The 7,442-nt window shown below is 43.8% G+C and carries 8 protein-coding genes; 7 read left to right on the forward strand and 1 reads right to left on the reverse strand.

What is annotated here, in order from left to right:
* Positions 1-423: 423 nt before the first annotated feature.
* The 3 genes from PVOR_RS13270 (at position 424) to PVOR_RS13280 (ending at position 3,596) form a co-directional block, all read left to right on the forward strand.
* Positions 424-1,731, forward strand: a complete 1,308-nt coding sequence (locus PVOR_RS13270) for an ABC transporter substrate-binding protein (RefSeq protein WP_231888046.1) — start codon at positions 424-426, stop codon at positions 1,729-1,731.
* Positions 1,732-1,844: 113 nt separating this feature from the next.
* Positions 1,845-2,702, forward strand: coding sequence for a carbohydrate ABC transporter permease (locus PVOR_RS13275; RefSeq protein ID WP_006209742.1), 858 nt, complete (start codon positions 1,845-1,847; stop codon positions 2,700-2,702).
* 21 nt (positions 2,703-2,723) lie between these two features.
* Entirely contained in the window at positions 2,724-3,596 is an 873-nt protein-coding gene (locus tag PVOR_RS13280) for a carbohydrate ABC transporter permease (protein ID WP_006209743.1), read from the forward strand.
* Positions 3,597-3,752: 156 nt separating this feature from the next.
* On the opposite strand, the gene PVOR_RS31700 is transcribed toward PVOR_RS13280, so the two are convergent.
* Positions 3,753-4,025, reverse strand: a complete 273-nt coding sequence (locus PVOR_RS31700; RefSeq protein ID WP_304363412.1) for an imine reductase family protein — start codon at positions 4,023-4,025, stop codon at positions 3,753-3,755.
* A 319-nt stretch (positions 4,026-4,344) separates the two neighbouring features.
* Between PVOR_RS31700 and PVOR_RS13290 the strand changes: the two genes are divergently transcribed.
* From PVOR_RS13290 to PVOR_RS31705, 4 genes are all read left to right on the forward strand, one after another.
* Positions 4,345-4,782 (forward strand): MarR family winged helix-turn-helix transcriptional regulator, encoded by a 438-nt coding sequence (locus tag PVOR_RS13290; protein WP_006209747.1) that lies wholly within the window; start codon positions 4,345-4,347, stop codon positions 4,780-4,782.
* A 52-nt stretch (positions 4,783-4,834) separates the two neighbouring features.
* The gene (locus PVOR_RS13295; protein WP_006209748.1) at positions 4,835-5,470 is read left to right on the forward strand and encodes an NAD(P)-dependent oxidoreductase; all 636 of its coding nucleotides are present in this window, start codon (positions 4,835-4,837) and stop codon (positions 5,468-5,470) included.
* A 583-nt stretch (positions 5,471-6,053) separates the two neighbouring features.
* The gene (locus PVOR_RS13300; RefSeq protein WP_006209751.1) at positions 6,054-7,076 is read left to right on the forward strand and encodes a WD40/YVTN/BNR-like repeat-containing protein; all 1,023 of its coding nucleotides are present in this window, start codon (positions 6,054-6,056) and stop codon (positions 7,074-7,076) included.
* Positions 7,061-7,360, forward strand: a complete 300-nt coding sequence (locus PVOR_RS31705) for a sialidase family protein (RefSeq protein ID WP_234972853.1) — start codon at positions 7,061-7,063, stop codon at positions 7,358-7,360. The genes PVOR_RS13300 and PVOR_RS31705 overlap by 16 nt, the downstream gene beginning before the upstream one ends.
* The last annotated feature ends 82 nt before the right edge of the window (positions 7,361-7,442 follow it).

The raw sequence follows: 7,442 nt of genomic DNA on the forward strand, positions 1-7,442 counted from the left end.
TAGAAGAGATAAGCTTATCTCAAAGAATCTGTTGATGAATTTCAGCAGGTTCTTTTTTTGGCGTGAAATTCAAATGAAAGAAGATAGCATAAGCAGATGAAGACATCATTATACAATATCATCATATGAAAATTTCATAATAGAAAAACACATTCGGATCTCCTGAATCTAGCAGCAATAACAAGGAGCGCTATCTTTTCCCTGTATCTATAAGATTTACGGTCATATAAAGGTCCAACAAAACACGCTCATAGAGCTTCTATATATATGACATGGAAAAATTTCCCCCTATAGAAGATGAATATCCCCCTTTGAAACGTTCGGGGCTTGGAATAAAATTCTGGTAGACAGCAAGTATTTACATAAGGTTTTGAAAAAAAATACTTAGGGGGATTACAAATGAAAAGGACTTCCATGTTACTCATGAGTGTTATGTTGTTGCTCTCCATGTTCCTTGCGGCATGTGGTAACAGCGGCAGCACGAACACTCCTGCAGCAGAAGGGGAGACTCCGAAAACGGAAACTCCACCAGCAGAAGAGAACGCTCCGGTTTCACTCCGCGTGTTCTCGACTTTCGGCGGAACTGATGCTGCTCGCGAAGCTTTCCAAGCAGCACTGGATGAATTTACTGCAGCTCATCCGAACGTGAAGATTGAGAATGACACGATGTCTGCAAACGACGATGGCTTCAGAACCAAAGTCAACACGGACATGAACAGCGGCAACGAGCCTGACCTGTTGTTCTACTTCATTGGTGCTGATGCAGAAGGATTTGTAAATGCGGGCAAAGTTGTACCGCTGAACGAAATTCTTGATGCTAACGCTGACTGGAAGAACGGATTTATTCCGGATGCGCTTGAGCTTGCCAAGCAAAAAGACGGAAACATTTATGCTGCACCATTGACTGGTTTCTATGAAGGTTTGTTCGTAAACAAGAAAATCTTCGAAGAAAATGGCCTTGAGCTTCCAACAGACTGGGCGAAGCTGACCACAGCTGTGAAAACGCTGTCTGCCAAAGGTATCATTCCTTTGTCCGTACCATTTGACCAATCCCACTATTTGATCGAGCATACCATTCTGTCTGCTGCGGGTCCTGAAAGCCAAAGCAAAGGCCTGATCGACGGCATCGATCCAAACTGGGAAAAAGCTTATGTTGCAATGAAAGAGCTCTATGATCTTGGCGCGTTCCCTAAAGATGCTGCAACCATTGATCTGAGCATGTCCGGCAACTATTACAGCGAAGGCTTGGCTGCTATGACAATCGAAGGATCTTGGGCAGTAGGTGGCTGGAGCGATGATACCCGTGACAATTCCACGGTTCTTCCATTCCCGACGGTTCCTGACGGTGCTGGCAGCGGTAACGATATCGTTGGCGGATTCGGTTCCGGTTTCTACCTGTCCAAATCCACTTATGACGATGCAGCCAAAAAAGATACTGCCGTTGAATTGCTGAAACACCTGACTTCCCCGGCAACCATCCAAAAAATCGCTTCAGCTAATGGTGGTACGCCAGCTGCTGATGTAGAAGTAACCGGTTTGGCACAGGTGGCTCTTGATGGTTTTGCAATGGCAGCTAAAGCTGATTCCATTAGTGCACCTGTTGACAGTAAGGTTTCACAAGAAACATTCGGCAACCTTCGTGCAAGCGTTCAGCCTGTAGTTGAAGGCAAGAAAACGCCAACTCAAGCCATCGAGGAAGCCAAGAAAACCGAGGATGCTAACAAAAAATAGTTTTCATCAGAAACGGTAGAAATAAAAGTGATGCACGCCGCCCTCTGTTTTCATTAGGGCGGCGTAGTCATTTAGACATGGATGAAGAAAAATAAACATCAAGGGTGATGAATATGAAGGGTGATCGCAAGTATATTGTGCTGTTTTTATTTCCTGCAGCTGCCATCATGACAATCTTTCTATATTATCCGTTCTTCAAGAGTTTGTATCTCAGTTTTTATCGCACAAGCGGTTTTTTTGACAAAAAGTTTGTGGGATGGGCTAACTATGAGAGACTCGTTACGGATAAGCTGCTGGGCGCTGCGACCCTGCACACACTAGAGATTATGCTGTATGTTATCGTATTTCAGGTTGGGATAGCCCTTGTGCTTGCCGTTCTGGTCGATAACATTGCCAAGTTCAAAGGTTTCTATCGTACCGTCTTTTTCTTTCCGGTTGTCATCTCCGGTACGGCGATTTCCTTGTTGTTTGTGCTGTTCTACAACTATAACTTTGGACTATTGAACAATTTGCTGGCTAATTTCAATATCGAGAAGATTCTGTGGCTGGATGCGAAGAACGCCCTCAAGGCAGTTTCGATTCCAACGGTATGGCATTATGTGGGCTTTTATTTCATTCTGTTCCTGACTGCAATGGCCAAAATACCTGCCGATTATTACGAAGCAGCAAAGCTGGAAGGGATAACAGGCATTAAGAAAACAACGATGCTAACCATCCCGCTTATCATGAGTGATATCAAGGTTGTAATCACCCTTGCTATTACGGGTACGTTGAAGATATTTGAGTTCATCTGGGTCATTACAAGCGGCCAGAATGGAACGGAAGTACTGGGGACGTATATGTACAAAAAAGCCATGGTGGATCAGAACTTTGGCTACGGATCAGCCGTTGCCATTTACATGGTGGTCTTTGGCGTAGTGCTTGCGTTAATTGCTAACCGTTTGTTGAAAAGAGACGAGATTACATACTAAGCATTATAGGGGTGTACTGTTATGGAGCCAACCATCGTCGTTGAACACAAAACTCAGCGAGTTAGGAAGAGTCGGTTTAGCTTAGGCACCACGTTGATGTACGTGATTTTAACAGCGTGGTCCTTAACAACAATCTATCCGTTATTCTGGATTGTGAACAACTCGTTCAAAGTATCTCGCGATGTTATGAACAATTCATTCGGTATCGCATGGGATCCGGTGTTGATTAACTATCAAAATGCATTTGACCGCATCAATATTGGAAGAAGTTATATTAATAGCTTAGTGATGTCCTTCAGTACCGTGTTTTTAGTGCTATTGCTTGGAGGATTAGCAGCATACGTGTTATCCAGATTTAACTTCAGAGGCAAAAAAACGATTTTCTCCATTCTGTATGCAACACTGCTGATACCAGCATTTGCAACTGTAGTTCCGGTCTATGAGCTTCTGATTAAAACGAGCCTGGTAAACACATACTGGGGGTTGATTTTTCCTCAGACGGCAGGCAATCTGACGTTTGCGACATTGGTCATTGCCGGTTATATGGCAACCATTCCGAAAGAGCTGGAAGAAGCTGCGTTTATGGACGGATGCAACCGATGGCAAATGTTTGTGAAAATCTTTGTGCCGATCTCGCAGCCTGTCTTTGCATCGGCAAGTATATTTGTATTTATGTGGGCGTACAATGATTTGTTCTCTGCGCTAATCTTTGTTAACAAAGAGAATGTTCGTCCGATCGTGGCATTGTTGAATGAAATCAGTTCACAATATGGTACCGACTTTGGACTTATGGCTACAGCCGTATCACTGACAGTCATTCCGGTATTGATTGTGTACCTGTTCATCTCTAAATATATTCAAAAAGGTTTGACAGAAGGAGCCGTCAAAGGGTAAGCAGGCAGCGAATTCAACGAATAGGCAAGTCAAGAGGGGACCCTTTCGTCACCTGTTTGACTTGCCTATTCGTTGTTAGTCTGCGTATCGTTCTTTAAGAAGAGGGTTTATTGAAACTCGATCAGGCGTGAGAAACCGTCATTGCCATGCCCGGCGTTAACTGCTTTTTGAATAATAAACATTTGCTTCATGAAGAATGCTGCTGTCAAGTCCGTGAAATTCGGCTGCATGGATAATATGCTCCATACTCGCGGCGTCGGAACGAAGACTGGAACTGTTGCCAGGATAGATCCCGCGATCCAAGTCGCTCGCGTTATAGGTCATAATATCAGGCATGATGCGAATGAAATTGTGAGCGTAACGTGCAAGGTCCGATGCGGCAATATTCTCGGCACGCGCTATAGCAAGAGCGTGTATGTAACCAGTCATGGCAGTCCAGAATATATCGAGCAGCGTTATATCATATGCCGCGGCGCGATCGTAATCCTCTCCAAGATAAGAAGCGATACCACAGACTCGCTAATGCTGATTCTTTTGAAATCGATAGATCAGGTGATTGTTTCAACATATGAAAAATTCACAAAAGAAGAGTGAAATAGTATATATTTCATGCATGTACATACTTTATTCAATTTGCATCTCAGTTGGTGTAGGAGGTAAACATGAACCAATAAACTTACTAAAATAAAGATGTTGACATAAAGATAGCAATGTGATAATTTGTATATACAAATGAAAGGTGATGATGATGAACATAGATGATTCCATTTTGACCTCATGCTTGTTTTTTACATCGAATCGGTTTGCGCGTTCTATGACAAAGATGGCGGAGGATGCTTTTGCAAAAGCCGACTTATCGCCAACGTACTCCTATGTGTTGGTGGTGGTACACCAGTACCCAGGAATCACGCAGAAAGAGTTATGTGATAAGTTATCGATTGCTCCATCCACAAGCACCCGATTCATTGACAAGCTGGAAGAGAAGAATTTAGTTGAACGCAAGTCCGAATGGAAGGAAACGCATATTTTCTTAACAGAGGAAGGTAAAGCTCTATATAAGGAGCTGAACCAATATTTTGAACAGCTGTACGGACAATATGTTTCCATTTTGGGGAAGGAACATAGCGAACAACTAACTAAACTTCTCCATGAGTCCAGTGAAATGTTGAAAAAGGGAAAACTGTAGCTCTTTTTCACCTTCTCATTTGTATATACAATTGATAAAGGAGCGATTCATCATGCAGATTGGTATTATCGGTGCAACAGGTAAAGCAGGAAATTTGATTCTCAAGGAAGCGCAAGCACGCGGACATGAAGTAACGGCAATTGTTCGTGATGGTTCCAGGATTACCGATTCCAGTGTTAACATCGTGGAGAAGAACGTGCTGGATTTAACCGATGCCGATCTTCAAGGCTTCGACGTGGTAGTGAATACATTTGGCGCAGCGCCTGGGCAGGAAACTCAATATATTGAAGTTGGACGCGTGCTGATAAATGCTCTGAAAGGAGCCGATACCCGACTGATCGTGGTGGGAGGAGCCGGAAGTCTGTTTGTTGATGAGGCCAAAACCACCCGACTGATGGAAACACCTGATTTTCCTAAGGAATACTATCCGACAGCATTCCATGCAGGAGAGAACCTGAAAGACCTGGAGAATTCTTCAGATGTGAAATGGACATATCTCAGTCCGGCAGCGTTCTTTAATCCGAATGGTCAGCGGACAGGAAGCTATCAAGAAGGTAAGGATCATGTCATTGTCAATTCCAGCGGTCAAAGTTATGTCAGCTATGAGGACTACGCGATTGCGGTATTGGATGAAATTGAGTTGCCTAAGCATCTCAATGAACGCTATACGGTCATATCCGAGGTTTAATCAGCCCAGGATATATCTTAATATATAAATCCTCGAGCAAGCTGATTTCGATACGAAATCAGCTTGCTTTTTTATGCGTGAAAATAAGGAATGAAAACAACAACAGCAATCAACAATATTATTTTATTTCATCATATGAAAAATTCACAATAGAAGATCTACATTCTATCCTGCATCTAGACACCTCTAAGGTCATGCTTCATAACCACCTCTCTTCTAATTTCCCTTCCGGTTAGAAAGGAAGGGATCTCTAGAAAGCTCGAGTCGTTTCACATGGTGGTCAGGCGAATACATAACAAACGGGACGATTTGGTTCATAAACCTGGTGATTATCAAGAACCCTCGAAATGGGCGAGCATTATATTTGTAAATTAAAACTCCCTTAACGTATGAATCACGTTAGGGTTTTTTTGATGTCTATCTATGGATTAACCTACCCGAATATGAGAGTGAATCTATTAAAAAGCTACAGTATTGTAAATTTTGCAAGTCAGTTCTTTACTTATCAGCTGGATGGAATATGTTATAATGTCGAAAAAGCGGATTTGCAACATGCACATCGAAATATGAGGAGGAAGAATTCTTGAGATCAAGTCGTTTTATATTCTGGCTCAGTATGCTGGCAATGATGGCAGTTATGTTAGCAGCCTGTACCTCAGAACCGATAAAACAACAGCAGCAACAGCAACCTTCTACACCGGAAGGTCCTCCTGAATCGGTTGAAGATGAAGAAGAAGGTCAGACCATCACATTAGTAACGCCGGATACGGCCATGAAGGCCCCTGAGGAAAAAAGTAAATATCAGATACATACACGGTTGACAGACTTCCATCTCCTAAGTGAGTCAACGGGAATTGCATGGGGAATAACGAACACCGAGCTTCGTCTTTACCAAACTAAAGATTATGGTGAAACGTGGGTGGATATTTCACCCTCCTCCAATGTTCAATTCATTGACAAGCTGGAGTATGGCAAAGACATCGTGTTTGCGGATAAGGATCATGGCTGGATTATACGAAATAAGCAGGGATCAGCGGAAACCATTCTGCTGAATACAACCAATGGCGGTGACAGCTGGAAGCTCTCGTCGCTGCCCGAGACAGGCGTTGTCACTGCACTGTCCTTCGTTTCATCACAGCAGGGATGGATCATGGCAAAAGGCGACATATCCCGGGGCTCTGAGGAGAAATCCCTGTTCCACACTAGCAACAATGGCGGTTTATGGGATGAGGTCATGCAGAATACGGAGTATTCTACTTCGCGTGTCCCAGGCAGCGTCATTCCGCGAACAGGATCAGTCATCGGCTTAACGTTCACGGATTCGCTGGTCGGATTTGCTACCATTCGGGAGATGCAGTCCTCGAAGCTGTATATTACTCGTGACGGTGGTCAGAAGTGGAAATCTTCGGGTCAAGTGTTCAAGAGCAAGCTTCTTGACCCGTGCGGTTCGGTTTACGCCGGGGCGCCTAAATTACTGGGAAGAGGCGGCAGCGGTAGCGAAGTATATATTCCGGTTACCTGCGTAAAGGATAATCAGGCGAGCTACATGGGATACTTCACGGGAGAGATACCGGGAAATCGTGGAATCTGGTGTCATTCCCGATGACGGGAGATGCCGGTAAGGGAACTATCCAGCCTGTCTTCCGTCGGCTTCATGACGGCTGGCGTATGGTTAACGGCATTGTGTATCATTCGAATGATTTAGGAAAAACCTGGAAGCCATTCCCGAGAAGCAAGTTACTAGCAGATAATCTAGCCAAGTATCCTAACGTGGTGAAATTGCAGTTTACCTCCTCTGATGTAGGCTGGATGCTGATTGAAACCACCGACAAGAAGCGCTCCCGACTCATGAAAAGCAGTGACGGTGGTGAAACCTGGCAGGGTTTATAGTCTGAATTTGCTATTATAAGTTACTGAATAAAGGCTGTACCTTGTTGAGAGAGTGAACTGCACCCCATTTGTTAGACATATC

It is taken from the genome of Paenibacillus vortex V453 (genome assembly GCF_000193415.1).
Classification (GTDB): domain Bacteria; phylum Bacillota; class Bacilli; order Paenibacillales; family Paenibacillaceae; genus Paenibacillus_AQ; species Paenibacillus_AQ glucanolyticus.